The sequence below is a fragment of the Amycolatopsis sp. NPDC058278 genome (genome assembly GCF_042881395.1).
In the GTDB taxonomy this organism is placed as follows: Bacteria; Actinomycetota; Actinomycetes; order Mycobacteriales; family Pseudonocardiaceae; genus Amycolatopsis.
The window spans coordinates 1-22,929 of sequence record NZ_JBHVXZ010000091.1; the positions used below are offsets into that span (position 1 = coordinate 1).

General features: G+C 70.6%; 23 protein-coding genes and 1 tRNA gene. 6 read left to right on the top strand and 18 right to left on the bottom strand.

Annotation, left to right across the window (positions count from 1 at the left end):
- Nucleotides 1-1,301: 1,301 nt before the first annotated feature.
- Entirely contained in the window at nt 1,302-1,571 is a 270-nt protein-coding gene (locus ACFVYA_RS35205; protein ID WP_387051199.1) for a hypothetical protein, read from the top strand.
- Nucleotides 1,572-1,752: 181 nt separating this feature from the next.
- On the opposite strand, the gene ACFVYA_RS35210 is transcribed toward ACFVYA_RS35205, so the two are convergent.
- Nucleotides 1,753-1,902: a hypothetical protein gene (locus ACFVYA_RS35210; protein ID WP_387051201.1), complete on the bottom strand. Its 150-nt coding sequence runs from the start codon at nt 1,900-1,902 to the stop codon at nt 1,753-1,755.
- Between the two features lie 496 nt (nt 1,903-2,398).
- On the opposite strand from ACFVYA_RS35210, the gene ACFVYA_RS35215 reads away from it, so the two are divergent.
- A complete protein-coding gene (locus tag ACFVYA_RS35215) occupies nt 2,399-4,186 on the top strand; it encodes a hypothetical protein (RefSeq protein ID WP_387051203.1) in 1,788 nt (595 codons plus the stop codon).
- Nucleotides 4,187-4,540: 354 nt separating this feature from the next.
- On the opposite strand, the gene ACFVYA_RS35220 is transcribed toward ACFVYA_RS35215, so the two are convergent.
- Nucleotides 4,541-4,613: transfer RNA gene (locus tag ACFVYA_RS35220), tRNA-Asn, on the bottom strand.
- A 167-nt stretch (nt 4,614-4,780) separates the two neighbouring features.
- Here ACFVYA_RS35220 and ACFVYA_RS35225 point away from each other — a divergent pair.
- Nucleotides 4,781-4,951 (top strand): hypothetical protein, encoded by a 171-nt coding sequence (locus ACFVYA_RS35225; RefSeq protein WP_003097798.1) that lies wholly within the window; start codon nt 4,781-4,783, stop codon nt 4,949-4,951.
- On the opposite strand, the gene ACFVYA_RS35230 is transcribed toward ACFVYA_RS35225, so the two are convergent.
- The 3 genes from ACFVYA_RS35230 to dnaG are packed head-to-tail and all read right to left on the bottom strand — an operon-like array spanning nt 4,941 to nt 8,182.
- Nucleotides 4,941-5,708 carry a trans-aconitate 2-methyltransferase gene (locus ACFVYA_RS35230; protein ID WP_387051205.1) on the bottom strand — a complete coding sequence of 256 codons (768 nt, stop codon included), beginning with the start codon at nt 5,706-5,708 and terminating at the stop codon, nt 4,941-4,943. The genes ACFVYA_RS35225 and ACFVYA_RS35230 overlap by 11 nt on opposite strands.
- 46 nt (nt 5,709-5,754) lie before the next feature.
- Nucleotides 5,755-6,276 carry a hypothetical protein gene (locus ACFVYA_RS35235; RefSeq protein WP_387051207.1) on the bottom strand — a complete coding sequence of 174 codons (522 nt, stop codon included), beginning with the start codon at nt 6,274-6,276 and terminating at the stop codon, nt 5,755-5,757.
- A 1-nt stretch (nt 6,277) separates the two neighbouring features.
- Nucleotides 6,278-8,182, bottom strand: a complete 1,905-nt coding sequence (gene dnaG / locus ACFVYA_RS35240) for a DNA primase (protein ID WP_387051208.1) — start codon at nt 8,180-8,182, stop codon at nt 6,278-6,280.
- Between the two features lie 41 nt (nt 8,183-8,223).
- On the opposite strand from dnaG, the gene ACFVYA_RS35245 reads away from it, so the two are divergent.
- Nucleotides 8,224-9,168, top strand: coding sequence for a sigma-70 family RNA polymerase sigma factor (locus tag ACFVYA_RS35245; protein ID WP_285993712.1), 945 nt, complete (start codon nt 8,224-8,226; stop codon nt 9,166-9,168).
- On the opposite strand, the gene ACFVYA_RS35250 is transcribed toward ACFVYA_RS35245, so the two are convergent.
- From ACFVYA_RS35250 to ACFVYA_RS35260, 3 genes are all read right to left on the bottom strand, one after another.
- Nucleotides 9,149-9,919, bottom strand: coding sequence for a hypothetical protein (locus tag ACFVYA_RS35250; RefSeq protein ID WP_387051210.1), 771 nt, complete (start codon nt 9,917-9,919; stop codon nt 9,149-9,151). The two genes, ACFVYA_RS35245 and ACFVYA_RS35250, sit on opposite strands and share 20 nt — an antisense overlap.
- 62 nt (nt 9,920-9,981) lie before the next feature.
- Nucleotides 9,982-10,548 (bottom strand): carboxymuconolactone decarboxylase family protein, encoded by a 567-nt coding sequence (locus ACFVYA_RS35255; RefSeq protein ID WP_285993714.1) that lies wholly within the window; start codon nt 10,546-10,548, stop codon nt 9,982-9,984.
- 22 nt (nt 10,549-10,570) lie between these two features.
- The gene (locus ACFVYA_RS35260) at nt 10,571-11,929 is read right to left on the bottom strand and encodes an MFS transporter (RefSeq protein ID WP_387051212.1); all 1,359 of its coding nucleotides are present in this window, start codon (nt 11,927-11,929) and stop codon (nt 10,571-10,573) included.
- A 24-nt stretch (nt 11,930-11,953) separates the two neighbouring features.
- Between ACFVYA_RS35260 and ACFVYA_RS35265 the strand changes: the two genes are divergently transcribed.
- Nucleotides 11,954-12,403, top strand: a complete 450-nt coding sequence (locus tag ACFVYA_RS35265) for a MarR family winged helix-turn-helix transcriptional regulator (protein WP_285993716.1) — start codon at nt 11,954-11,956, stop codon at nt 12,401-12,403.
- Here ACFVYA_RS35265 and ACFVYA_RS35270 read toward each other — a convergent pair.
- On the bottom strand, nt 12,400-13,110 hold the full coding sequence (locus tag ACFVYA_RS35270; protein WP_387051215.1) for a carboxymuconolactone decarboxylase family protein: 711 nt from the start codon (nt 13,108-13,110) through the stop codon (nt 12,400-12,402). The two genes, ACFVYA_RS35265 and ACFVYA_RS35270, sit on opposite strands and share 4 nt — an antisense overlap.
- A gap of 96 nt (nt 13,111-13,206) precedes the next feature.
- Between ACFVYA_RS35270 and ACFVYA_RS35275 the strand changes: the two genes are divergently transcribed.
- Nucleotides 13,207-13,806, top strand: a complete 600-nt coding sequence (locus tag ACFVYA_RS35275) for a TetR/AcrR family transcriptional regulator (protein WP_387051217.1) — start codon at nt 13,207-13,209, stop codon at nt 13,804-13,806.
- Between the two features lie 7 nt (nt 13,807-13,813).
- On the opposite strand, the gene ACFVYA_RS35280 is transcribed toward ACFVYA_RS35275, so the two are convergent.
- The 9 genes from ACFVYA_RS35280 to ACFVYA_RS35320 all read right to left on the bottom strand — a co-directional run bounded on the left by ACFVYA_RS35280 (nt 13,814) and on the right by ACFVYA_RS35320 (nt 22,878).
- A complete protein-coding gene (locus ACFVYA_RS35280; RefSeq protein WP_387051219.1) occupies nt 13,814-14,353 on the bottom strand; it encodes a DinB family protein in 540 nt (179 codons plus the stop codon).
- Entirely contained in the window at nt 14,350-16,170 is a 1,821-nt protein-coding gene (locus ACFVYA_RS35285) for a glycosyl transferase (RefSeq protein WP_387051220.1), read from the bottom strand. The genes ACFVYA_RS35280 and ACFVYA_RS35285 overlap by 4 nt, the downstream gene beginning before the upstream one ends.
- Entirely contained in the window at nt 16,167-17,261 is a 1,095-nt protein-coding gene (locus tag ACFVYA_RS35290; RefSeq protein ID WP_387051222.1) for a serpin family protein, read from the bottom strand. The genes ACFVYA_RS35285 and ACFVYA_RS35290 overlap by 4 nt, the downstream gene beginning before the upstream one ends.
- Nucleotides 17,262-17,389: 128 nt before the next feature.
- A complete protein-coding gene (locus tag ACFVYA_RS35295; RefSeq protein ID WP_285993721.1) occupies nt 17,390-18,664 on the bottom strand; it encodes a deoxyguanosinetriphosphate triphosphohydrolase in 1,275 nt (424 codons plus the stop codon).
- Between the two features lie 34 nt (nt 18,665-18,698).
- Entirely contained in the window at nt 18,699-19,352 is a 654-nt protein-coding gene (locus ACFVYA_RS35300; RefSeq protein WP_285993722.1) for a YdcF family protein, read from the bottom strand.
- 24 nt (nt 19,353-19,376) lie between these two features.
- Nucleotides 19,377-19,982 (bottom strand): response regulator, encoded by a 606-nt coding sequence (locus ACFVYA_RS35305; protein WP_387051225.1) that lies wholly within the window; start codon nt 19,980-19,982, stop codon nt 19,377-19,379.
- A complete protein-coding gene (locus ACFVYA_RS35310) occupies nt 19,979-21,187 on the bottom strand; it encodes a sensor histidine kinase (protein WP_387051226.1) in 1,209 nt (402 codons plus the stop codon). Before ACFVYA_RS35310 ends, ACFVYA_RS35305 begins: the two co-directional genes overlap by 4 nt.
- A 21-nt stretch (nt 21,188-21,208) precedes the next feature.
- Nucleotides 21,209-21,949, bottom strand: coding sequence for an ABC transporter permease (locus ACFVYA_RS35315; RefSeq protein WP_387051228.1), 741 nt, complete (start codon nt 21,947-21,949; stop codon nt 21,209-21,211).
- The gene (locus ACFVYA_RS35320; protein WP_387051230.1) at nt 21,946-22,878 is read right to left on the bottom strand and encodes an ABC transporter ATP-binding protein; all 933 of its coding nucleotides are present in this window, start codon (nt 22,876-22,878) and stop codon (nt 21,946-21,948) included. The genes ACFVYA_RS35315 and ACFVYA_RS35320 overlap by 4 nt, the downstream gene beginning before the upstream one ends.
- Nucleotides 22,879-22,929 lie beyond the last annotated feature (51 nt).

The following is a 22,929-nucleotide window of genomic DNA, read 5'->3' on the forward strand; positions in this document are numbered from 1 at the left end:
GACACCGGCGGGCAGCCGATTGTGGGAGCGACTCACCGAGCACCTGGACCAGAGTCTGGCCGGACCCGGTCCTGCTGCCCAGTATCAAGTAGCCGCGATGAGGACGCTAGTCAAGGTAGAGTCGAGGACCTGGCATCACAGACGTTCTGACGGCTGCGCCGAGGGACATGATGGGCACATGAACGCGGCAACCCATCGGGAGGTAACGCTCCCGAGCATGCCTGCTGCACATGCGAACCCAGCTGAGCGCCACGCGCAGAGTCTCAGAACAAGCACGCGCAGGCCCGCCGGCGACGATCTCTCACCAATTAACGTGGAGCAAACCTGGAGCACAGGCACGGTGCCAACCGCATCCAGCTGCACAGGACCGCGCTCAACGGCAGCGAACTGCGCCACGCGACCAGCAGGTTCTCCATAACCGCAGGTCAGGGCCATGCTCGGCCCATACTGGCAGTGAGGGGGTCACCTACGCTGTTCTCGCTGGTCAACGACGTGCCCGCCAGTCGCCAGCACAAGTTCGATAGCGGTGATCGAGCCGGTTTGAACGATACCTTTGCAGCACGGAGTCCTCCGATGGACTCGATCGGCGCGGCGATGACATACCTGCCTGACCCGGCTGGCCGACATCGTGGTGCACACGGACCGCAGACCGATACGCATCCTCGGCACCTACATCCCCTCCCGCGACGCCACCGAAGCGAAGACCACCCGCAAGCGCACGTGGATCGATGCCTTCTACCGGGCGTACGAGGCCGCCTGGACGGCTGGTCTAACGTCGGCTTCTACTTCTTCGGCAACTTCGCCCCCAGCCGCGGCCTCAGCTTCGGCAGCAATAAGCATGGCAAGTCGAACATATTTGGGGTTCTCGCCCTCAGTCCGGCGTACTTGTTCGGCGTCCTCGGCCTCTGGGCACTGGGCGAGCTCGGCTGGTCGGCCTGCGGTCCAAGCCGGAGCTGGCCGCGACCGTGCCCTCAACGGCCAGGGCGCCGCCCAGACCGTTCCGACCCCCGAAGTAACCCACTGACTCAGGTCCGGGGGTGGCGCCGCCCCGAAGCCGCCACCCTCTGACGTGCCACCTCCGGCATCCGCTACGCAGAGTGCTCACGTATTCTTCTTCCTGGTTGGCCCCGACCAACTGGCAGACCGGGATTCCGTTGCGCCTTGCCCTGTTCCGCGGCTCCCGGCCCCACCCCGAGCACAAAACGTCACGAACAGGGCCGAGGGTTCCGTGCGTACGGCGGTCGTCGCCGAGGACAGAGCCCCCTCGACTTCTCGTAGGCGCGTGATGGGACAAGACGAAGTTGTCCGAGTTTGCCTGGGCGGGGTTGGCCATCGCGGCCATCGCCGCCCTTTCAGCCATCACGATCGTTGGCATGATCCTCGCCTTCCTCCGCCACCTGGTGGATTCGGGGAAGGACACGAAGGTCCTCACCGATGCCGCGCCTGTCGTCCGGGAACTGGGGAAGATCGTCCGTCCCTGGCTCGGTGGGCTCACCGCTCTCGCTCAGGTCTTCCGCCGCACCCCAAAGCAGGAGGACGCAAACGCCAATGGAGGTGAGCCCTCGGCGTGATCTCCGGCGGGATCCGGCGACACTACTTTGCCGGATCCCGCCGGCGCACCGCTCGAGTTGTCCACTCAAGGCCCCTTCATCCCCACCAGCTGGTACTCCCCCAGCCGGCTTCGCCGGCGCGGAAACGAGCTGCCGTGCCGGCGGATTCGCCGCCACCATGTTGCGCGAACGCCCGGTCCTATCAGGCACACGTGTCAGCGCGGAACGTCGCCGGGAAGCGCACGAAGTCGCCGACCGAGTGCTCGACCAGGCTTCCTCGGGGTTCCGGCGTCTTCTGCTGGCCACGCTCCGACCGCACCAGCAAGGTACACACGAACCGGAGCTCGTACATCTCGCCGAAGATGCGCTCCGACCACTGACCAAGGTTCCGGTCGCTTCGCCTCGTCGCACCGCTGGACCTACAACGGCGTCTCCAAATCAGTGCGCAAGCGCCGCACGGGAATGTCCGGCGCGCCACCCGACAGGCCGAGCGTACCCCCGGTCGGGTTGCGGCCCTCTGCTCTTCGCCAAGGGCACCAGGATCGTAACGCACGGCTGTACCAGACCGACTTCGTCGCGAGAAACCACTGAAATTACGGCATCAGGTTGGGGTATAGGTGACTTCCCCACTACGAATTCCCCGACTGTGGATGTTCGTCGCCGTCGCGATCGTCGTGATCGCTTTGGTCACTGGCGGTTGGCTGGTGTTCAGGCCAGGCACCGAGAGCCCAGTTGCCTCTGCGCCGACAGCGGCCTTACCCGTGCATCCTGGTGGTCCCGTCACATGGAGTCCGGACCACCACGTCGGCATCTCAGTCGGACCGGAGACCGCTCCGGACGGAACAACCGTGACCTTCAGCCCAGCACCTGATCGGCTACCGGAGGCGCCGATCTCTGCAGCCGCAGTAGTGCTCGGCGCGGCCGTGGATATCGCTCCCAGCAATCCTCTTACCGAAGCCGATGTCGTCTTCACCTTCGACCAATCAACCGTGCCATCGAGCGCGGCGTCGCCGGGAAAGCCCCTGCCCACTATCGAAAACGCGGGTATCGAAGTCTTCAACGAGGCGATCGGAACCTGGATTGCCATCCCCAGCACCATCGATCGGGAGCACAACCAAGTACGTGCGCACGCACCGCACTTCAGCGACTACCGGCTCGCCATCGGCAAGATCGGCTCAGTGCTGATCAACGGCGCTAAACGCGGCGTGACCGTCGTCTACGACGCCACGATGTCGCTTGTCGACCACTTCCGACAAGCTATCTTCGGTCTGTTCACCGACATCTATCGCGACCTCACCGGCACCTTCGACGACAGCAAGTACCGGTGCGACACACAAGATCCCGCTTACCAAGTCGATATAGCGGACGCAACCCGTCAGCACAAGATCGCCGCGTGCGTCAAGAAAGCCGATGGCAACACAAGCCAGGTTCTGATCAAGAACGGACTCGCCGCACCCCTGGTCTTCCACAGCACCGTGACGGGAATCTCGCCAGAGTTTAGCTCGGAGACCGATGTCGTCGCGATGGCACGCAACTTCGCGGGGCTCCTCCTCGGCAACGCCTACGTCTCCGGTCTCGAAACAACGTCGTTCAGCATCAGCCCGAAGGCTCCGGATACCGTCAACATCGACGGATCGGTCTCCTGGGTCGCGGTTGCCATCGACATGGCTCTGGCCGCTGTCACCGTCATCCTGCCCGAAAGCAAAGCCACAACGACCGAATACCGCACTACGCTCATCGAGGTCCAGAAGAGACTAATGGTCGAGCTCAGGCGGGGCACGTTGCGTATCACCGCCGAGCGCTCGACCACGATCCTGCAAGAAGTGATCCGCGAGACCAAGGTTTCGTCAACCGCTGCGGGACAGGCCACCTTGGTGCTCGACACGCTCAACTGCGTTGCAGCCGGCACAAATGCGACAGTTACCGCGCACGACTGGGTCGCAGCGACCGAAGCTATCACGACGATCATCAAGAACTGCCTCTCGACCGCAGCCAAAGCGGTCAGCTTCACCGATGTGAAAGTCATGCTCGACGCGCTCGGATCCATCGCGTCGACAGTGAAGACGATTCCCGAGATCGGACAGCTGGCCGCAATGCGGATTCTTGCCCTCTTCGGGCAAGACGCGACCACGGTCAGGTTCACGATCAGACGGGGCGAACCGTGGTCGGCCCGATCGTTGACGTTGACCTCGCACGGGCTCGGCGCGGTCAAGATCGGCATGACAGCCGCCCAGGCACAGCGGGCCGCAGGCGTGGTCACCGCAGGACCCAACGGCGCCGGATGCCTCATGTACGGGACCGGAACCAACCCGAACGACGTCGGACAACCGAGCTGGCGCACAGACCAGGCCGGGCACGTTGAACTGATCTTGACCGGCGGCCCCTTGTACGGTCGAAGCCCGTCACAGAGTATTCACACGCCCGAAGGGATCGGGCTAGGTGATCCGCTCGAAAAAGTTCTCGCTGCCTACAAGAGGCACGCGGATCGTCGCATCGACATCTACGACACCACCGTGGTGACCGTGGACAGTGGCGACGGCACCGCACTGCGATTCGACTTCTCAGACGGCTTGACGGTCGCCAGCATGGAGGCCGGCCGCACCGGCGTCATCGGTTTCACCGAGACATGTGGCTGACAACCTCGATCACCACGTCCCACAGGTAGTGGTGGTCAACCATCACCGCACCGTCCTCCGAGCGCCCGCCCAGCTCGGAGGGAGTGATCACGTCCGATCCCGAACCCTGATGAATCGGGTTCGCTGGTGACCACCGCGATGGTGAACCCGCCGTCCGCGATGGGTCGTGGGAAGCATGCGTCCCGACCAGGACGACCCAGGGTTACCAATCCGTTACGTCCAAGCCATCCACGAAGTACCGAAACCACGGTTACAGCAGGTCGACGCGCGGTCGTTGGACGATCGTCAAGATAGACACTAAATCGCCCCTACCCATGGGTAGCAAAAAAGCCCAGGTCGTTGACCTGGGCTTTGCTCCCCCGCTTGGACTCGAACCAAGAACCCTCCGGTTAACAGCCGAATGCTCTGCCAGTTGAGCTACAGGGGAATGTGGCTCACTTCCGGTGCCGGTCTCTCCGACCGACAAGAAGAACTTTAGCCCATGCCCGTACCGCCTCTGACACCACCCCCCACTTGGCGCAACCGCCCCCGCGGGGGCGGTTTTCCTGGACAATGGACAGTCGGACGACCTAACGACGGAAGGCGTGGACGCGGATGAAGAAGTTCCTGCTGGGGGCAGGCCTGGGGTACGTACTGGGCGCCAAGGCAGGGCGGGGGCGGTACGAGCAGCTCGTGCGCACCTACCGCCGGGTCGTCGACCACCCCATGGTCCAGGGCGCCGCCGGTGTTGCGCGGGCCAAGATCGGGGAGAAGCTCAAGCGCTGACGCGGGCCACGAAGAACACGCGGCGGAACTCGAACCACGTCGTGCCGGCGGCGCGGGCCGGGTAGGCCGCGGCCAGGCGCGGGGCCAATGCCGCGCGGAATCGCTGCCACTCCGCGTCGGTCAGGGCCGCGCGGATCGGGCGCAGCGCCGTGCCCGTGATCCACTCCAGCACCGGCGAAGGGCCGCGCAACGGCTGGACGTACGTCGTCTCCCAGGCGTCGACGTCGCAGCCCGTGTCGGCCAGGAGGTTCGCGTACTCCAGCGGGGTCGACACCGCGTCGTCCTCGCGCAGCACCACCTCGGCCAAGCGGGACGCCCAGGCCGGGTCCGCCGCCAGTTCGCGCGTCAGCACGTGCGATGGCGCTCTGAAGTTGCCCGGGACCTGCACCGCCAGGTAGGCGCCCGCGGGCAGCGCGGCCGCCCATCGGCGGAGCAGCGCAGCGTGGTCCGGCACCCACTGCAGGACGGCGTTCGACACCACGACGTCGGTGTCCGGCGCCGGCGTCCAGTCGCGGACGTCCAGCAACGCCGCGTCGAGGCCGCGCGCGCGGGCCGCGGTCACCATTTCGGGTGAACTGTCGCCGCATTCCAAGGTCGCCGAGGGCCAGCGGTCCCGCAGCGACACGGTCAGGTTGCCCGGGCCGCAGCCCAGGTCGACGACGCGCCGCGGTGCCGAAGCGCCGATGCGCGAGATCAAGTCGTAGAACGGCCGGGCCCGCAGGTCGGCGTAGTCGAGGTACTTGCCCGGGTCCCACACGGTCGCCTCCCAAAACAGTACGCCTGTACTGAGTACGAGCGTACTGCTACTCGGCCGGGTTGACCAGCTTCGCGGCGGCCTGCTCGGCGATGGCCTCGACCAGGGCGATGTCGGTGCCGGGGTCCGGCCGGACCTGCAGCACGGTGCCGTCGCGGCCGGGCACCTTGCGCTGGACGAACCACGCTCCCCCGGACCCGATCTCCTGCCGGTGCCGCGAGCGGATCGAGCCCTCGACGCGCTGGTAGGCCTCGCGCGGCACCTTGCCCGGCGACGGCAGCCGGAAGCGCACCGGCGGGAGGTCGGCCAGCAGGACCGCCGCACCCGCCGTGCCCACCTCGGACGACTCCGTCAGCGTGAAGACGCCGTCCGCCCAGGCCGCTTTGCCGATGAGGTGCCAGCCGACGCGGCGAGCGCCGTCCTCGGCGGGGATCCACAGGCCCAGGGCCGTCACCACCAGGTGGCCGCCGCCCTCGACCGGGGCGCTGTCCACGGCGTCTTCACCCGGCGCGAGCGAACCGGCGAAGTCCGCGGGCGTGCGGTCGCCCAGCAACCGGCGCAAGAGATTCATCTCAGCTCCACGCGCCGGCGGCCGCCTGCTCGCCCAGCGACTTCTTGTACTGCTCCAGCGCGACGAGGTCGCCGAACAGCGCGCGGTAGTCGTCCGGCGCTTCGACCGGCGACAGCCGCTGCAGCTTCCCCTTGATCTCCGCGATCTGCCGCCCGACGAGGCCCTCCTGCAGCCGCGCGAGGATCGACGAGATGTACCGGGAGTCGACTTCGTCCTTGGCCTGCAACGGTTCCACGGCCAGCTCCGACAGCACCCGCCGGACCGTCCCTTCCGGACAGTGCGGAGCCGCCGCGTCCAGCAGCGCCGGGCCGGTCAGGCCCGAACCCGCGCCGCCGGCCTTCAACACCGCCTCGTGCACCGCGACGTACACCGGGTGCGTGAACGCCTCCAGCGGCAAGGCGTCGTACTCCGGCCCGGCGATCGCGGGCTGCTGCAGTGCGGCCTTCAGCGCCTCGCGCTGCACGGCGAACCGCGGGTCCTTCGGGGCCGGACGCGCGACGTCCTGAGCCGCCGGAGCCGCGGGAGCGCCGACGCGCGCGGGCTGGCGCAGGGGCGCCCCGCCACGCTTGTCCGTCGCGCCCGCACTGCCGCGGACGCGGTTGACTACCTGCGCGACGTCCTGCCAGCCCACCCACCAGGCGAGCTTCGACGCGTAGCCGTCGCGGGCCGCGCGGTCCTTGATCGACGCCACCATCGGCACGGTCTTCTGCAGGGCCGCGACCTGCCCGTCGACCGAGTCGAGGTCGTAGTTCTTCAGCGTGCTGCGGATGACGAACTCGAACAGCGGCGTCCGCCGCGCGACCAGGTCCTTCACCGCGCTGTCGCCCTTGGCCAGGCGCAGCTCGCAGGGGTCCATGCCGTCCGGCGCCACCGCGATGTACGTCTGGCCGGCGAACGTCTGGTCGCCTTCGAACGCCTTGAGCGCCGCCTTCTGGCCCGCTTCGTCGCCGTCGAAGGTGAAGATGACTTCGCCGCGGAAGGCGTCGTCGTCCATCATCAGCCGGCGCAGCACCTTCATGTGGTCTTCGCCGAACGCCGTGCCCGACGACGCCACCGCCGTCGGCACGCCGGACGCGTGCATCGCCATGACGTCGGTGTAGCCCTCGACCACGACCACCTGGTGCCGCTTCGCGATCTCGCGCTTGGCCAGGTCGAGGCCGAACATGACCTGGGACTTCTTGTAGATCGGCGACTCGGCGGTGTTGAGGTACTTCGCCGAGATGCGGTCGTCGTCGAACAGCCGCCGTGCGCCGAACCCGACGACCTCGTTGCCGACGTCGCGGATCGGCCAGACCAGCCGCCGGTGGAACCGGTCCATCGGGCCGCGCTGGCCCTCCTTGGACAATCCCGCCGTGAGCAGCTCCTTGACCTCGAAGCCGCGGTTGAGCAGGAACTTCGTCAGCTTGTCCCAGCCGCCGGGTGCGTACCCGCAGCCGAACGTCTTCGCCATGGCGGCGTCGAACCCGCGCTCGGACAGGAAGTCCCGCGCCGGGCGTGCCTCGTCGGTGACCAGCTGCTCGGCGTAGAACTCCTGGGCCGCACGGTGTGCCTCGATCAGCCGGCTGCGGCTGCCGCGGTCGCGCTGGATCGTCGCGCCGCCGCCCTCGTAGGTGAGCCGGATGCCGACCCGGTCGGCCAGCCGCTCGACGGCCTCCACGAACGTGATCAGGTCGATCTTCTGGACGAACTTGATCACGTCGCCGCCCTCGCCACAGCCGAAGCAGTGGAAGGTGCCGTGCGTGGGACGGACGTTGAACGACGGGGTCTTCTCGTTGTGGAACGGGCAGAGCCCCTTCAGGCTGCCCCCACCGGCGCGGCGCAGGGCCACGTACTCCCCGACGACCTCGTCGATCCGGTTCCGCTCGCGCACCTCCGCGATGTCGCTCTCCCGAATCCGTCCTGCCACGTCATCCACTCTAGTCTTGCCACTTGCGGCACACTCGGGGCATGGCCTCCACGCCCACCGCCCAGGACACCCTCGCCACGGAGTTCGCCGCGCACCGCAGTCACCTCATCGGGGTGGCCTACCGGCTGACCGGCACGCGCGCCGACGCCGAGGACGCGGTCCAGGAGTCGTGGCTGCGGCTGGCCGGCCTGGACGACGCCGGCCGCGCGGCGATCCGCGACCTGCGGGGCTGGCTGACCACGGTCGTCGGCCGGATCTGCCTCGACCGGCTCAAGTCGGCCGCGGCGCAGCGGGAGCGCTACGTCGGCAACTGGCTGCCGGAGCCGGTCGTCACGCCGTTCGGGCGGCCGGTGAGCGAGGACCCCCTGGACGTCGCGGTCCGTGACGACGGGCTGCGGATGGCCGCGCTCGTCGTCCTCGACAAGCTGACGCCGGAGCAGCGCGTCGCGTTCGTGCTGCACGACGCCTTTTCGGTGCCGTTCGCGGAGATCGCGGACGCCCTCGGCGTCTCGGTCGACGCCGCGCGCCAGTACGCCTCCCGCGGCCGCAAGGCCCTCGCCGACGCCGACCCGGCGCCGCGCGTCCCGCTGGACGACCAGGCGAAGATCCTCGAGAAGTTCGTCATCGCCCTGCAGGCCGGCGACATCCAGGCGATCACCGAGCTGCTCGCCCCGGACGTCGTGCTCATCGGCGACTCGAACGGCAGGGGCCGGACCACGCGCCAGCTCATCGTCGGCGCGGACAAGATCGCCCGGTTCTTCGTGGGCCTCACGAGCAAGTACCCGCCCGGCGTGCTCACCGGCGGCACGCCGGTGCTCGTCAACGGCGATCTTGGCGTGTACCTGGCGCCGCAGCCCGGCCAGGACGGCTTCTTCGCCCTCGACGAGCACGTCCAGGCGATGACCGTCCGCGACGGGAAGATCGTGGCGATCTACGACGTCGTGAACCCGGACAAGCTGGCCCGGATCACGCGTCCCGGCGCTTGACCTGCACGATCCCGGCGGCCAGCAGCACGAGCGCGAAGACGCCGAAGTAGGCCAGCGCCCAGCCCGGGCTCAGCGGCGAGTCGGACAGGACCGCGGCGTTGCCGCCGTCCCGGCCCGCGTTGGCCTCCCCGCTCCCGCTGAGGAACTTCGTGACGGCGTTCAACGGCAGCCACTGGTGGATGGCCCGGCCCGCCCGCGGGATCAGCTGGACGACGTTCTCCGCCATGAGCGGGTAGACGACGAGCACGGCCACGGCGCCGGCCGTGTACCGCACGAGCAGGCCGACGCCGACCCCGCAGACGGCGGCCAGCGCGAACACCGGTCCGGTGCCGGCGACGATCCGCCAGTCCGCGGCGCTGTCCAGGGCGAGGTCGGCCTCCGGCGCGAGGACCCTGGCCACCAGCCAGGCCGTGAACGCGGCGGCTTCGCCGAGCAGGAAGGTGTACCCGGCGACGAGCGCGGCCTTGGCCAGCAGCACCGGGCTCCGGCGCGGCACGGCCTGGAAGGTGCCGTGGATCGTGCCGGAGTGGTACTCGCCGGTCACCGCGAGCGCGGCCAGCACCAGCACGGCGACCAGGGCGAGCTGCGAGCCGAACTGGGTGCTCGCGACCGTGGGCGGCAGGCGGGACTCGCCGGCGCTGAGCGCGGTGATCGCGGCCGGGAAGGCCAGTGCGACCAGGGTGAAGACACCGCACACCCAGGGGGTGGCGATGCTGAAGAGCTTGATCCGTTCACTGGCGACGAGGTGCATGCCGGAACGGTCCCGCGGCGGACCCCGGTGGCGCGTCCCACCGGGGTCGGGTTCGGCGCCTCCTACGGGAGCGGGACCCGGCACGCGTCGCCGGAGGTGAAGCCCTGGTCGACGATGCCGAGCGCGCTGTTCATCCGGGCCCGGGAGTTCTCCAGCGCGATCTGGTAGGTCAGCTCGAGGACGCCGTCGCGGCCGAACTCGCGCTCCAGCTCGGCGACCTGGTCGTCGGTCACCGTCACCCGGTCCGACGACATCGCGTCGGCGTAGGCGAGCGCCAGCCGCTCCTGGTGGCTGAAGGCGGGCGAGGTCGCGTAGTCGTCGATCTTCGTGAGCCGCTCGATGTCGAGGCCGTCGTGCTTCTGCAGCATGGTGCCGAAGTCGACGCACCAGGAGCAGCCGATCCGCGTCGCGACCCGGTAGACGGCGAGCTCCCGCACGTTCGCAGGGATCTTCTTCGCCGCCCGCTCGGCCAGCAGCTCGTGCACCACGGACGTCCGCAGCAGGGCGGGGTGGTGCGCGACGACGGCCATCGGCTCGGGCACCGCGCCGAAACGGCGGCCGGCGATCCGGTAGACGAGCTTGAGGAAGAGCCCGGCTTCGGACGTCTTCTTGGCGGGGATGCGCGGCATTTCGGTCTCCTTCGTCTCGGTGCTACGAACTGGACGAGACGGCTTCCGGAGACGTGACGACCGGCGACGTGAGCCACGCCACCAGCATCGTCACGGCCGCCGCGGCGAACACGACGGTGAGGCCCGGCGTGGCCAGCCCGCCGGTCGTGGCCAGCGCGAGCCAGCCGAACACCGCGGCCCCGGCCAGGCCGCCGGCCTGCCGGGCGAAGGTCAGCGACCCCAGTGTGACGCCGAGCAGTGCCCGGTCGGCCCGCGTCTGGCCGAGGACGGTGTAGGCGGAGGTGCAGACGGCGAAGGCCGCGCCGATCGCGAACAGGCCCGGGGCGAGGAGCCAGGGTTCGCCGTCGAGGGCGGCCGCCACGGCGATCGCGGTGAGCCCGGCCGTGCCGAGCAGGCAGCCGGACCGGCCCCACGCCGTCATTTCCGGGTGCCGCCGGGCCAGTGCGGCGAAGGACGCCGACAGGACGAGCTGTCCCGCGGTCATGGCGACGAGCAGCAGCCCGGTGCCCGCCGCGCCCGCACCCGAAGCGGCGACCAGGGCGACGTAGGTGAAGGTGCCGTAGAGCGCGGCACCCGCCAGGCCGTTGACCACCACCGCGCGCTTGAGGACGGCGTCGGCGAACACCTTCGGCGAGATCAGCGGGCTCGGCGTGCGGCGCTGCCGCCGGACGAACAGGAAGCCCGCCACCACGGTCGTCCCGAGCAGCACCGGCGTCCACAGTGGACTTTTCGCGAGCGCGTCGAAGGTGCCGAGCGCGACGACGGCGGCGCCCGCGACGGTCAGCAGCACGCTGCCCAGGACGTCGAACCTTTCCTCGCCCCGGCGTGGTTTCACGGGGAGCCCGCGCCACCCGAGGACGAGGGCGGGCACGCTCAAGGGCAGGTTGACCAGGAAGATCCACCGCCAGCCGGGCCCGGCCGCGAGCAGTCCGCCCAGTGGCGGCCCGCCCAGGGTGGCGGCCGCGAAGACGGCCGTCTGCCAGCCCTGGCGGCGCAGCAGCTCGTCGCGGTCGAACAGCTCGCCGAGCGCGCTCATCGCCGTGACGATCAGCCCGCTCCCGCCCAGGCCCTGCAGCGCGCGGGCGGCGATCAGCGAGCCGAGATCGGGCGCCGCGGCGCACCACGCGGAGGCTGCGGCGAAGACGAGGACCGACAGCGCGAAGGAGATCCGGCGGCCGTACAGGTCACCGAGCCTGCCGTGCAGCGGCGTCGCGACGGTCAGGGTCAGCAGGCCGGCGGCGGTGACCGCGACGAGCCCGGTCCGGGCGTGCAGGTCGGCGCCGATCGACGGCAGGGCGGCGGTGAGGACCAGGCCGTCCAGCTGGGCCATGGCCATGCCGAGCAGGAGGCCGGCGTAGGCGAGGTTCCGAGATGTGTGCATAAAGCACACGTTATAACGTGTCTTATGCACACATCAAGCGAGGGCGGCCCGGCCCTGTTCCGCCTGGTCCGGCACTGGGCGCGCCAGTGGGCCCCGGACGTCGTCGAGCGCTTCGCCGCCGGCGCGCCGCCGTCGTGGACGGTGCCGAACCTGTTCGTCATCCAGGCGATCGACGGTGCGGCCGGCGAGGAGGTGACCGTCGCGGACGTGGCGCACCAGCTGGGCATCGACCGCTCGGTCGCGAGCCGGATGGTGAGCGAAGCGGCGCGAGAAGGTTTCGTCGAGCGTTCGACGTCGACGCGCGACGCGCGACGCGCGGTCTTGACTCTCACGGACGCGGCGAAAGAGTTCCTCGACGCTTCGCGGGCCCACCAGCGTCAGGCGTTCGAAGCACTGGTGGGCCACTGGCCCCAGGAGGACCGCGAGCGGTTCGCCGGCTACCTGAGCCGGCTCGCGGACGAGGTCCTCGGTTAAGCCAGGATCGCGTTCAGCGCTTCCCAGGCGTGCCAGGCCCGGGTGACGCCGAACTGGGCGTTGAACCGCAGGGCCGCCCGGACGTCCTCCGGCGACGCCCCGCCCCGCAGCGCGCGCCCGACGTGCGTGCGGAAGGTGTCGGCCAGGGTCTGGTAGTGGACGTCGACACTGAGGCTGACCAGGCCGCGCTCACGTTCGCTGAGCGTGCCCGGCCCGTGTCCGGTGCGCATCCGCGACTGCAGGTCGAAGTAACCGGTGAAGTGCGGGTCCAGCTCGGTCAACCGGGCCCGCACCGCCTCCGGCAGCGGGCTGGGTGCCGCGTCCGGGCCGGTCGACACCAGCTCCGCAGCCAGGGGTTCGGCATCCGGACGCGCCAGGCCGAGCTCCGTCTCGAGTTCGGTGATCCGTTCGATCCCGGCGGCGGCAGCGTGGTAACCGCAGTCGTACGAGACGAACCGCAGCAGTTCGCGGATGTCCGCTGTGGACACCCCGGCCGCGAGCCCGGTCCGCACGTGAGCCGCGAACGCGAGGCCGAGGCTCGCCTGGCAGACGTCGGCCGTGACGCACAGGAACGTCTTCTCCCGGTCGGTCAGCTCGGGAATCGACCGGACGTACTTCGCGGTGGCCCCGACCATCTGGGCGAAGACCGGGTCGAGCGCGGCCAGCCGGTCGAGGTTCGACGGCGTTTCGGTGGTGGTCAAGTTCATGCTCCCTCAGGTGGATGAACATTCGTAGCGCTACAGTTGTAGTGCGAGTGACGCTACACCTGTAGCGCAATGGGTGTCCAGCTACACTGGGTGCCGATGGAAGAGACCAGACGCCGCCCGAACGCGCGCGGCCAGGGCGAACTGCTGCGCAACGAGATCGTCACGGCCGCCGTCCGGATGCTCGACGAGCTCGCCGACGACGAGGCACTGTCCCTGCGGGCGGTCGCCCGCGAGGTGTCGATCGCGGCGACGTCGGTCTACCTGCACTTCCCGGACCGCGACGCCCTCGTGCTGGCCGCCATGCAGCGCTGCCACGAGGAGCTGGTCGGCGTCGGCGACGAGGCCGCCGCGGCGGCCTCCGGCCCGGCGGCCGCGCTCCGCGCCCGGATCCTGGCGCAGGCGGCGTGGGCGCAGGAGCATTCCGGGCTCTACAAGGTGCTCCACGAGAGCAAGGTCCACCGGCGGCTCGGAATGCCGTTCAAGGAGGTCATGGTCGCCCGCACGGTCGAGGCGGTCCAGGCATGCATGGACGCCGGCGTGGCCCCGGCCGACGACCCGACCACGGTCGCGATCGACCTGCGGACCGCCGTCAACGGCATGCTGGCCCAGCGGATCAACGAGCCCGACCTGCCCTGGCCGCCCGCGGGCGAGCAGCTGGACCGGTTCCTGGTCAAGCTGGTGGGCCTGCGGCTCTAGGGTCCGGCTACTCCCCCGCGCTGCCGTCGATCGACTCGCGGAGCAGGTCGGCGTGGCCGTTGTGGCGGCTGTACTCCTCGACCATGTGGACCAGGATCCAGCGCAGGGTCGGCGCGCTGCCGTCCCGCCGGGGACGCCGGGCCCGCTGCGCCAGGTCGCCGTTCGCCAGTGCTTCCGTCACCGCCGCCCGTGAGCGCTCGACCGCGTTCGCCCAGAGTCCGCGCAGCTGGTCCGGGGTGTCGTGCGCGGCGGAATCCCAGTCCCAGTCCGGCGTCGCCGCCCAGTCGATCGCGTCGAACGGAGCCATCCGGTCACGGCCCTGCAGCACGTGGCCGAACCAGTGGTCCTCCACGTAGGCCAGGTGCTTGAGCAGCCCGCCGAGCGTCATCGTGGACGGCGGGTGCGTCGCGCGCAGGCCCGCCGCGTCCAGTCCGGCGCACTTCCAGGCCAGCGTCGCGCGGTGGAAGTCCAGGAAGCCGAGGAGCGTGGTCGCTTCGTCACCGTCGAGGGGCGGTTCGGGCCGGCCCTGTTCGTCCACAGTGGTCACGACGCCGACGCCGTCAACGGGCGGACGTCCCAGATCCACACCCCGCCGACGAACTCCGCGGGCTTGCGCAGCAACAGCTCCACAGTGGACTTGAGCGCTTCTTGGTTCTGCCGCGGCCCCACCACGAGCACGTTCGCCTTCCAGGCCCGCAGGTCCGCGAGCGCCTGGGTGCGGTCGGCCTCGGTGACCTCCGCCGCCTGGCCGGTGCGCTCGACCTGGGCGAACAGGTCCGACGTCGGCAGCGGGACGGCGCCGTAGCGGCCGCGGCGGTCGTCCGGGGACGTGGGGCCGACGAAGTAGCCCTCCGGCATCGGGTAGCCGAGGCCCGCGTCGACCTGCCAGTGCAGCGGCTCGGCCTCCCCGGTGCTCGGCAGCGGCACCGGCACCAGCGAACCGCCCGGGGCGACGTACTGGCGCCAGATCCCGTCGGCGAAGAACGGCGGCGAGAGGGGACGCTGGTGCGTCACCAGCTCCGTCGGCGCGATCGGCAGCAGCACCGCCACCACCGCGCCGATCCAGATCATCCGCAGCGGGAAGGCGGGTTTGCCGTCGGACGGCGCCGGCTGCTCGGCCGCCGCCGTCCAGACCCGGTGCGTCGCGATCGCCAGGAGCGCGCCTGCCACCGGGATGCAGCCCATCGCGAGCCGGGACTCGAGCAGCGAGTCGAGCAGCGGCAGCTGGCCCAGCCACTTCCACGGGCCGGCGAAGCCGGTGTCCTCGTGCGCCACCGTGATCTCGACGCCCAGCGACAACACGGCCATCACGTACATCGTGATCGCGAGCGCCCGCGAAACGACGTCGCGCCACAGCCAGATCGTCAGCATCACCATGAGCGCGATCAGCGGCCAGCCGAAGAAGGCGTTCTCCTCGGTGCGGTTCATCGAGACGTCCGCGGCCGCCTCGGGCGCGCCGGCGACCGACTGCGTCGCGAAGCGGGTGAACGCCGCGGTGTCATTGCCCGCCGAACCGTGCAGCAGCGAGTGGAAGCTCTGCGGGCCGAAGAACTGCCAGTACAGCGGGAATCCGGCGATCAGCAGCGCGACGACCGCGCCGCTCCCGATGCCCTTGCCCAGCGGCGCCAGCATGCCGCGGATCTCCGCGCGGCGCGGGATCAGGTACGCCACCACGAAGACGAGGAAGGTGAGCGCGAAGATGGCCAGGGGCTCTTCGCCCAGCAGGATCTGCCACGCGACGAGCAGCCCGAGCATGATGCCGTTGCGCACCGGGCGCTCGTTGCGCGCGATCTGGATCGTCTTGAGCGCGATGAACGGCAGCACGAACAGCACGACGAAGTTCGGGTGCGCGTTGCCGTGCGAGATCATCGGCGGCGCGAAGCCGCAGAAGGCGCCGCCGATCGCGGCCGCCGTCCGGTTCGGCACCAGGTGCCGGGAGAACACCCAGTACCAGCCGGTCGCGGTGCCGGCGAGGCCGGCGGTGAGCACGATCGCCCAGGTCAGCGTCGCGCCGAAGGTCAGCGTGATCGGCGCCAGCGGGATGTTCAGGCCGAACATCGCCGCGTTCGCCGCCATGTTGACGCCGAGCGGGTAGTTCTGCAGGTCGGTGGTGAACGGGTTCTGGAAGTGGAGGACGGCCTTCGCGACGACCGTCGAGTACCACTCCCACTGGCTCTGGTCGGCCCCGCCGTTCCAGAGGTAGCCGCGCTTGAGGTCGAACCACAGCCCGTTGTAGAGCAGGATCGTGAACAGCAGGAACCCGCCGGTGATCGCGGAGTCCTGCCACGCCCAGCGCTTCGGGCCTTCGGGGAGTTCGGGAGCGGGTGGCACCAGCTCGGGGACGGCTTCGGACTTCAAGCTCACGGTTCGACCACCCTGGCGACGAAGTAGAGCGCCCCGGTCCCGGCGTGCCGGACCAGCAGCAGGAACGGCCGGTCCACCGTGACGGCGACCGGGTCGTCGATCATCATCGAGGTGAGGCGCATGACCAGCGCGGTGGCCGCGGCCCCCTCGAAGCCCTGTTCGTCGACGCGCAGCACGGCCTGGTGCACCACCTCGGACACGAGCAGCCGCGGATCCGGCGTGAGCCCGCTCAGGTCGGCCTTGTCGGTGAACATCGTCCGCACACCGAGGCCGCGCAGCACGCCGCCCAGCAAGCTGGACACGTCGAGCGAAACCTTGGGAAGCGCGAGTTCCACCCGCTTGAAGCGGATTTCGCCGAGCAGGCGCGTCAGGGACGGCTGGTCGAGCCGGGGTTCCGCTTCAGCGAGTTCGCCGTCGGGCAGCAGCACCACGGCCTGCAGGCCACCGGCCGCGGCGAGCTGCACCACCTGCCAGCCGTCGCGGTGCGCGTAGCCGAGACTCTCGCTGAGCCACATGGTCGGCACGTCCCGGGTGCCGGACGGCGCGTGGAACGCCGCGTCCGAGGTGTTGGCCTCGCGGAACGGCAGTTTCCAGGCGGCTTTCAGGTAAAGCGCGTTGACCAGCACGGCCGCGACGTCGGAGTCGATCGAGCCGGGCGGCAGCAGGTGCGGGATCAGCCCACGGGTGGTGCGCTCGACGTCGTCGTTGATCAGCGCGCGAGCGGCCTCGGGCTCGTTTTCGAAGGGCGCGCTCGCGACGGCGGCCCCGGGCCACTCGGCGAGTTCGGCCTTGAAGGAGTCCTCGAGCGGAAGGCGGTCGTCCGCCCACAGCGTGTTCGCGACGGCCAGCTCGGGCTGTTCCTTGCTGTGCGTCTCTTCGACGAGCTGGGCGGCCTCCCGCAGCAGGGCGGTCTGCTCACCCGGGTCGCCGAGCAGGGCGACCAGCTCGTCGCGGGTCTGCCCCCGGGCCGCGCGGGCGGCGAGGGTCAGCGCGCTGGCCACGGAATACGGCGAAAAACAGGTGTTCCCGCCCCCGGCACCGAGGGCCGAGTGGACGGCGAGCGCGAACCGGAGGTGGCTGTCCGTGGCCATGCGGGCGAGACTACCGGAACGCCACCCCCACCGGCCGCCTGCGCGCAAGTCCACCCGAGGATGACAAATCCCCCGACCGCGGCCCGGAGCCGAATGCCGGATCGCCGGACGGCGCCGACCGGCCGGTGTCAGCGGTGGAGGCGGGTCACGTGCCAGGAGTACCAGGCGTGGGCCTGGGCGTCGGTGAGGGAGGCGACCTGGTCGACCACCACCCGGAGCAGGGCGGCGTCGTCCGCGGCCGCGTTCCAGGCCGGGGCGAACAGCGGGTCGAGGGACTCCGGGGCCCGGCGCGCCAGGGCGTGGACCAGCTCGGCCAGCAGCTCGCGCTGGCCCTCCTGCATCGCCAGCCGGCGGCGGTCGCTCATCACGTACCGCAGGGCCAGCGCCTTCAGCAGCGCCACCTCCGCCGCCACCTGCTCCGGGACGCACAGGTTCGCCCGGTAGCGCCCCAGCGGCCCCTCGCCGAACTTCTCGCGCGTGCCGGTGACCGCCGCCGTCGTGAAGCGGCCGACCAGCTCGCTCGTAAGCCGTTTCAAAGCGACCTGGGCGCCCGGCGAACCGTCCGGCTCGGCCGAGGCCAGTGCCGCCACCACCGGCAGCGCCAGCAGTTCCGTGGCCGCATCCTCCAAAGTGGACACCGACTGCGCGGAGAAGTGCTTGGCGGCGGCCTCGGCGACGGCCGCGCGTTCGTCCGGGTGGGCGAGCACGCGCAGCTTGATCCGGCCGGCCAGCACCCCGTCCTCGACGTCGTGCACCGAGTACGCGACGTCGTCCGCCCAGTCCATGATCTGGGCCTCCAGGCACCGCTGCTCCGCCGGCGCCCCCGAACGGAACCACTCGAACACCGGCACGTCGTCGCCGTACACGCCGTACTTCACCTGCCCCGGCCGGCGCGGCCACGGGTACTTCGTGGTCGCGTCCAGGCACGCGCGGGTGAGGTTGAGCCCCACCGGGTCACCCTCGGCGGACAGCAGCTTCGGCTCCAGCCGGGTGAGGATGCGCAACGTCTGCGCGTTGCCCTCGAACCCGCCGCACGCGCTGGCCACCTCGTCGAGCGCACGCTCGCCGTTGTGCCCGAACGGCGGGTGCCCGATGTCGTGCGCCAGGCCCGCGGTGTCCACCAGGTCCGGGTCGGCGCCCAGCTCGTCGGCGATGCCGCGGCCGATCTGGGCGACCTCCAGCGAGTGCGTCAGCCGGGTGCGCGGGACACCGGTGACCTCGGCGCCCTCCCCCGGCCCGACCACCTGGGTCTTGCCGGCCAGCCGCCGCAGCGCGGCGGAGTGCAGCACCCGGGCGCGGTCGCGGGAGAACGCGCTGCGCCCGTCCGCCCGGGCGCCGGGCAGCGCCGCACCCTTCGCCGGCTCCGGCAGCAGGCGGGCGGTGTCGTGCTCGGTGTAGTCCACCCGACCAGCCTAAACGGGCCCACCGACAAAACGCCTAACCCAGGAACGTCGCGAACAGGTCGTCGGCCGGGGTCTTGGTCAGCCGGTAGTACAGCAGCGCGCCGGTCTCACGCACGATGTACCGCACCTGGGTGACGCGCTCCTGGACGATCGGTCCGCTGTGCGTCGGCGCGGTCCAGGCGTCCAGGCCCAGGTCGCCGGCCATCGTCCGGGCGCGGAAGGAGTGCCACGGGTCGCTCACCAGCACCGCCGTGCGCCAGCCGCGGGCCTCCACCTGCTGGGCGACCGCGCGCAGGCTCCGCAGCGTGTCGCTGCCTTCGCCGACGGCGAGCGTCGCCGTCGCCGGCACCCCGCGCCGGGTCAGCCAGAGCTGGCCGGCCCTGGCCTCGGTGAAGTTGTCTTCGGCCTTCTTGCCGCCCGCGGTGACGATCGTCTTCGCGACGCCGGCGTCGTAGAGCTGCTTGGCCTTCGCCAGCCGGGCCGCGTAGATGTCCGACGGCTTGCCGTTGTACTGGGCCGCGCCCAGCACCACGATGACGTCGGCGGGGGTCCGGTCGTTCTCGCGGGCGACCTGCCAGACCCGGAACGCCGTGCCGCCGACGAGCGCCAGCAGCAGCAAGACCGTGCCGAGGGCGATCCGGCGCGCCCAGCTCGCGAGCGACGGTTCGGTGCGTTCAGCGGTACCCATCCGCGCCATTCTTTCAGAAGCGGCTCAGAGCCAGCCACGCTCCTCGGCGACGCGCACGGCTTCGGCCCGCGTCCGGGCGCCGGTTTTGCCGATCGCCGCGGACAGGTGGTTGCGGACGGTGCCTTCCGAAAGGTGCAGGGCGCGGGCCACGTCGGCCACCGTGCTGCCGTCCTTGGCCTCCCGCAGGACGTCCCGCTCCCGGCCGGTGAGCGGGCTGACCCCGGTGGCGAGGGATTCCGCGGCCAGCGCCGGGTCCACCACACGCAGTCCACTGTGGACCCGCCGGACGGCTTCGACGAGCTGCTCCGGCGGAGCGTCCTTGACGACGAACCCGGCCGCGCCCGCCGCCATCGCCCGGGCGAGGTAACCGGGACGGCCGAACGTCGTGCAGATGATCACCCGGCACGACGGGAGCGCGGCCCGCAGGTCGGCCGCGGCCGCCAGGCCGTCCTTGCCCGGCATCTGGACGTCCAGCAGCGCGACGTCCGGCTTGGTCTCGCGCGCCGCGGCCACCACCTCGTCGCCGGAGCCGACCTGCCCGACCACTTCGATGTCGTTCTCGAGGCCCAGCACGGTGGCCAGTGCCCCGCGGACCATGGCCTGGTCGTCGGCCAGCAGTACCCGGATCAAGCGAGTCCTCCCGCGGGTTCGGCACGCACGGCCGGGGTGGCCGGGCTCGGTTGGGGCAACGGGATCTCCGCCCGCACGAGCAATCCTCCCCCAGGCCGGGCCGACGTCCGCAGCGTGCCCCCGACCGCGTCCAGCCGCTCGGAAAGCCCGCGCAGGCCGTTGCCCGCGACAACGCCGGTGGCGGTGCCGTCGTCCTCGATCTCCAGCCAGTTGCCGCCCAGCCGCACGCGCACCCGGTCGGCCCCGGAGTGCCGCAGCACGTTCGTCACGGCTTCGCGCAGCACGTAGCCGAAGGTGGGCTGGAACTCCGGCCGGACGTTGTCGACGGCGTGCGGCAGGTCGGCGTCGATCTCCGCGGCCCGCAGCGCCGCGCGGGCGCCGACGAGCTCCGCGGACAGCGACACCTCCCGATTCGCGGACACGGTCGCGCGGACGTCGGAGAGGGCACTCCGGGTGAGGCTTTCGACCTCGCGGATCTCCTCCACCGCGCGCGGGATGTCGCCGGCGCTCTCCAGCACCCGCCGGGCCAGCCCCGCCTTGACGGTGATCGTGGTGAGGCTGTGCCCGAGCAGGTCGTGCAGGTCGCGGGCCAGGCGCTCCCGCTCGTTCGTGACGGCGAGGGTGGCGATCTCCTCGTTGGCGAGCTCCAGCCGGCGGATCGCGCGGATGAGGCTGGACATGAAGAACATCGCCAGGGTGACCGACCCGACGGTGATCAGGTCGCCGTAGTCGTTCCCGAACCGGCCGGCCAGCAGCAGGATCCCGGCCGCCAGCACCAGCGCCGAGCCGTCGAGGATCACCACCCACGCCGGCGGCACCAGGAAGACCATCGCCGCGGTGCCGTAGAGCAGGACGAACGGGCTGGCGGGCAGGACGGTGACCAGGGTGAGACCCAGGGCCAGCATCACCACCCCGTAGCCGAAGCGGGCCCGGCGGCCGCGGTCGAACGCGAACGGGAAGAGCGCGTACGAAAGCGCATAGCCGTAGACGAGCGCCCACAGCCCGATCAGGCCGGGTGTCACGTGGTCCGCCGTCAGCAGCCGCTTCGTCACCGGGATGAGGTAGGGCAACGTGAACGCGATCGAGAAGATCGGCCACCGCAGCTTGTCCGGGCCGCCGCCGCCCCGGCCGGGGACCGGGTCATCCCACCACGCTTCCCGGTTCTGCAAGCCGAACCGGTGGTCCGCGCCCTCGCCCTTCGCCATGGTTCCTCGTCCTTCCGGCCCTCAGACGCGGGCGCTGTCCTTACGGTAACGCCTGATCACCAGCGCCCCCAGCACGACCGTCCACGCGGCGAGCACACCCGCGGCCTGGGGCAGCGAAACCACCATGTCGGTGGTCACCGCGGGCCGCACCACCTGTAGCACCCAGTACGTCGGCATGATCTGCGCGACGTCGTGCATCCAGGCGGGCATCGTCTCCAGCGGGATCCACAGGCCGCCGAGGAAGCCCATGCCGAGGGTGACGATCATGCTGATCGGCTGCATCGAGTCCGGCGTGCCGAACTGCCCGATCAGCAAGCCCAGCAGGACCAGCGGGAGCGTGCCGAGGAAGACGCCGGCGAAGATCCGGACCCAGCCCGCCGCGTCTACGTGCACGCTCTCGACGGTCACGGCCAGCAGCGGCACCAGGACCAGCGCGGGCAGCCCGACGAGCATCCCGGACAGCGCCTTGCCGCCGAGGTAGCCGAACCCGGTCAACGGGGTCAGCCGCAGCTGCCGCTGCCACCCGAGCGCTCGTTCCAGGGCGAGCCGCGCGCCACTGGTGTTGGCCGCGGCGAACGTGCCGAAGGTCATCATGTTGATCATGATGATGGCGGCGATCTTCGCGTGGTCCGGGTCGCTCGTCTTGGTGAAGACGTTGGCCTGCAACAGGAACATCAGCACCGGGAAGGCGATGACGAAGACCAGGAACCGCGGGGCGCGGAAGTTCCGGCGGATCTCGGTGAGCAGGTAGGTGGCGTTCATCGCACGGACTCCGCGGTCTCGTCGGCGGTCAGGGAGAGGAAGGCGCCTTCGAGGCCGATGGCGCTGATTTCGACGTCGTGCACGGCCGGGAGGGCCGCCTTGAGCGCCCACAGCGTGGCGTCGGAGTCGCCGCTGGAGATCGCGACGCGGTCGCCGCGCAGCTCGAACTCCTTGACGCCGGGCAGCGCGGCGATGACCGCGTCGGTCGCGCCCGGGACGGCCGCGCGCAGGGTGCGGCCGCCGGCCAGGGCGCGGACCTCGGCGACGGAACCGTCGGCGACGATCCGGCCGCGGCGCATCAGCACCACGCGGTCGGCGAACTCCTCGGCCTCTTCGAGGTAGTGGGTGGCGAACAGGACCGTGCGCCCGGATTCGGTGAAGGAGTACATCGAGCGCCAGAACTCGCGCCGGGTGCCGACGTCCATCGCCGCGGTCGGCTCGTCGAGGATCAGCAGGTCCGGGTTGCTGACCAGGGCGACGGCGAAGCGCACCCGCTGCTTCTGCCCGCCGGAGAGCTTGTTCGCGCGACGGCCGGCCAGCTCCTCGACGCCGGCGGCGCGCAGGGCCTCGGCCACCGGCATCGGCCGGCGGTGCAGCGCCGCGACCATACCGACGGTCTCCCCGACCGTCAGGTCGTCCATCAGGGCGCCGCCCTGCAGCATCGCGCCGATCAGGCCGGCGCGGACGGCGTCGATCGGCTTGCGCCCGAACACGCGCACATCGCCGTCGCCGGGGCTGGTCAGGCCGAGGATCATGTCGACGGTGGTGGACTTGCCCGCGCCGTTCGGGCCGAGCAGGGCGACCACCTCGCCCGGGGCGATCGTCAGATCGACGCCGTCGACCGCGTGGACTTCGCCGTAGTGCTTCCGCAGGCCGGTGAGGTGGATCGCGGCCCCCGCCGCCACCGCCTGGATGTCTGTTTCTCGCATGCCCCCAGGCTGCCGCCCGGAAGGCCCGGGTCCCCAGACCGTGCGTCACGA

What these genes read in the sequence shown, in the direction of transcription:
- ACFVYA_RS35225 (WP_003097798.1), top strand. Translation starts at nt 4,781, where the DNA reads ATGAAGAAGTTCCTGCTGGGGGCAGGCCTGGGGTACGTACTGGGCGCC.
- ACFVYA_RS35275 (WP_387051217.1), top strand. Translation starts at nt 13,207, where the DNA reads ATGGAAGAGACCAGACGCCGCCCGAACGCGCGCGGCCAGGGCGAACTG.
- ACFVYA_RS35250 (WP_387051210.1), bottom strand. Translation starts at nt 9,919, where the DNA reads ATGCACCTCGTCGCCAGTGAACGGATCAAGCTCTTCAGCATCGCCACC.
- ACFVYA_RS35260 (WP_387051212.1), bottom strand. Translation starts at nt 11,929, where the DNA reads ATGCACACATCTCGGAACCTCGCCTACGCCGGCCTCCTGCTCGGCATG.
- ACFVYA_RS35310 (WP_387051226.1), bottom strand. Translation starts at nt 21,187, where the DNA reads ATGGCGAAGGGCGAGGGCGCGGACCACCGGTTCGGCTTGCAGAACCGG.
- ACFVYA_RS35235 (WP_387051207.1), bottom strand. Translation starts at nt 6,276, where the DNA reads ATGAATCTCTTGCGCCGGTTGCTGGGCGACCGCACGCCCGCGGACTTC.
- ACFVYA_RS35210 (WP_387051201.1), bottom strand. Translation starts at nt 1,902, where the DNA reads ATGTACGAGCTCCGGTTCGTGTGTACCTTGCTGGTGCGGTCGGAGCGT.
- ACFVYA_RS35300 (WP_285993722.1), bottom strand. Translation starts at nt 19,352, where the DNA reads ATGGGTACCGCTGAACGCACCGAACCGTCGCTCGCGAGCTGGGCGCGC.
- ACFVYA_RS35265 (WP_285993716.1), top strand. Translation starts at nt 11,954, where the DNA reads ATGCACACATCAAGCGAGGGCGGCCCGGCCCTGTTCCGCCTGGTCCGG.
- ACFVYA_RS35315 (WP_387051228.1), bottom strand. Translation starts at nt 21,949, where the DNA reads ATGAACGCCACCTACCTGCTCACCGAGATCCGCCGGAACTTCCGCGCC.
- ACFVYA_RS35255 (WP_285993714.1), bottom strand. Translation starts at nt 10,548, where the DNA reads ATGCCGCGCATCCCCGCCAAGAAGACGTCCGAAGCCGGGCTCTTCCTC.
- ACFVYA_RS35270 (WP_387051215.1), bottom strand. Translation starts at nt 13,110, where the DNA reads ATGAACTTGACCACCACCGAAACGCCGTCGAACCTCGACCGGCTGGCC.
- ACFVYA_RS35245 (WP_285993712.1), top strand. Translation starts at nt 8,224, where the DNA reads ATGGCCTCCACGCCCACCGCCCAGGACACCCTCGCCACGGAGTTCGCC.
- ACFVYA_RS35290 (WP_387051222.1), bottom strand. Translation starts at nt 17,261, where the DNA reads ATGGCCACGGACAGCCACCTCCGGTTCGCGCTCGCCGTCCACTCGGCC.
- ACFVYA_RS35320 (WP_387051230.1), bottom strand. Translation starts at nt 22,878, where the DNA reads ATGCGAGAAACAGACATCCAGGCGGTGGCGGCGGGGGCCGCGATCCAC.